General features: G+C 64.6%; 1 protein-coding gene. It reads left to right on the top strand.

What is annotated here, in order from left to right; all coding sequences use genetic code 11:
- The coding region (locus tag ACLJNW_RS27925) for a class I SAM-dependent methyltransferase (RefSeq protein ID WP_410961851.1) at positions 1 to 243 on the top strand (243 nt) is incomplete at both ends.

Genomic DNA, 243 nt, shown 5'->3' with positions numbered 1-243 from the left:
GCTATGATCAGCGCGCCCGCCTCTACGATCGGATGACCCGCGGCAGCGAGGGCATGATGATGCCCGGGCGCGCGGCGCTCTGGCAGCGCGTGCGTGGCCCACACGTGCTGGAAGTTGGAGTGGGCACTGGCAAAAGTATGCCCTACTACCCGAGTGGGATGACTGTCACCGCAATTGATCTTTCGCCGCGGATGCTCGAACAGGCTCGCATGCACGCCGCACGCGACCACATCATCGTGGACC

This window comes from Salmonella sp. SAL4457 (assembly GCF_046548235.1).
In the GTDB taxonomy this organism is placed as follows: Bacteria; Pseudomonadota; Gammaproteobacteria; order Enterobacterales; family Enterobacteriaceae; genus Salmonella; species Salmonella enterica.
This window is presented reverse-complemented; position numbering and strand designations above follow the sequence as displayed.